At 62.1% G+C, this 1,229-nt stretch carries 2 protein-coding genes; one reads left to right on the top strand and one right to left on the bottom strand.

Annotation, left to right across the window (positions count from 1 at the left end; translation table 11 throughout):
• Positions 1-510, bottom strand: a 510-nt coding sequence (locus AC04MI_RS25315; RefSeq protein ID WP_476499064.1) for a transglycosylase domain-containing protein, incomplete at its 3' end; no start/stop codon positions are given.
• A 238-nt stretch (positions 511-748) separates the two neighbouring features.
• Between AC04MI_RS25315 and pilM the strand changes: the two genes are divergently transcribed.
• A partial coding sequence (gene pilM / locus AC04MI_RS25310) for a pilus assembly protein PilM (protein WP_476499063.1) occupies positions 749-1,229 on the top strand: 481 nt, incomplete at its 3' end.

The raw sequence follows: 1,229 nt of genomic DNA, 5'->3' as shown, positions 1-1,229 counted from the left end.
GAGCAGCACCTCGTAGATCTTGCGGGTCAGCGTTTTCTCGGAGCTCAGGTAGACGTTGCGCGCCACCTGCATGGTGATGGTCGAGGCGCCCTGGCTCTTCACGCGGTTCATGTTGGCCAGGCCGGCGCGCACCATGCCCTTGTAGTCGACGCCGCCRTGGTCGTAGAAGCGGGTGTCTTCGGCAGCCAACACCGCCTCCTTCACGAGCTTGGGGATTGCCGCGATCGGGGTTAGATTGCGCCGCTCCTCGCCGAATTCGCCAATCAGGATGCCTTCCGCGGAAAAGACCCGCAGCGGCAGTTTCGGCCGGTAGTCCGACAGCTCGGAGATGTCGGGAAGGTTGGGGTAGGCCACAGCCAGGGCGACGGCGATCACGCACAGCAGCGCCAGAACACCGGCCGCGGCGATGCCGAACCCCCAGACCATGAAGCGCAGCAGCCATTTCAGCCAGGCTGGTCGTGTGGAAGGAGGGGTCTTGGCTGGCCCTTTGGGGCGTGAAGTTTCTTGCATGTGGGCCCGGGGAGTCACCGCACATTATAAAAAGCCGCCCCCTTGCCACGGGCCGAACTTGTGTGCATCGTTGCGGGCTAAACCAAAAGTTACTAAATGTGGCTTCAGCGTCAGCTTTTGACAACGGTCCGCCATTTTGCCGGCGCGGGTTGTTTGGCCGCCGCTACGTCTGCTGCTAGCATGCAACCGAACGCAAATTTTTCCATTGGTTACAAATGCAGGGGTAAAGGGACCTAACTTGGCTGCTTTCGGATCATTGTTTCGCCGTCAGAACGCCCCCATGCTCGGCCTGGATGTCAGCTCTTCCAGCGTGAAGCTGGTCGAGCTTGGCCGTGAAGCCAGTGGCAAGCTGGTTCTCGAGCGCTGCGCGATCGAACCCCTGGAACGGGGCTGGATCACCGACGGCAACGTCGAGAAGTTCGACGAAGTGGCCGAAGCCGTCCGCCGGGTCGTGCGCAAGAGCGGCACCCGCACGCGCAACGTCGCGCTGGCGCTGCCTCCCTCGGCAGTCATCACCAAGAAGATCATTCTTCCGGGCGGCATGAGCGAGCAGGAGCTCGAAATCCAGGTCGAGTCCGAAGCCAACCAGTACATCCCGTTCTCGCTCGACGAAGTCAGCCTCGATTTCTGCGTGACCGGGCAGAGCACCGCCTCTGCCGGAGACGTCGAGGTGCTGATTGCCGCGTCCCGCAAGGAAAAGGTGCAGGACCGCGAAGGCC

It is taken from the genome of Acidovorax sp. LjRoot204 (assembly GCF_056175785.1).
This window is presented reverse-complemented; position numbering and strand designations above follow the sequence as displayed.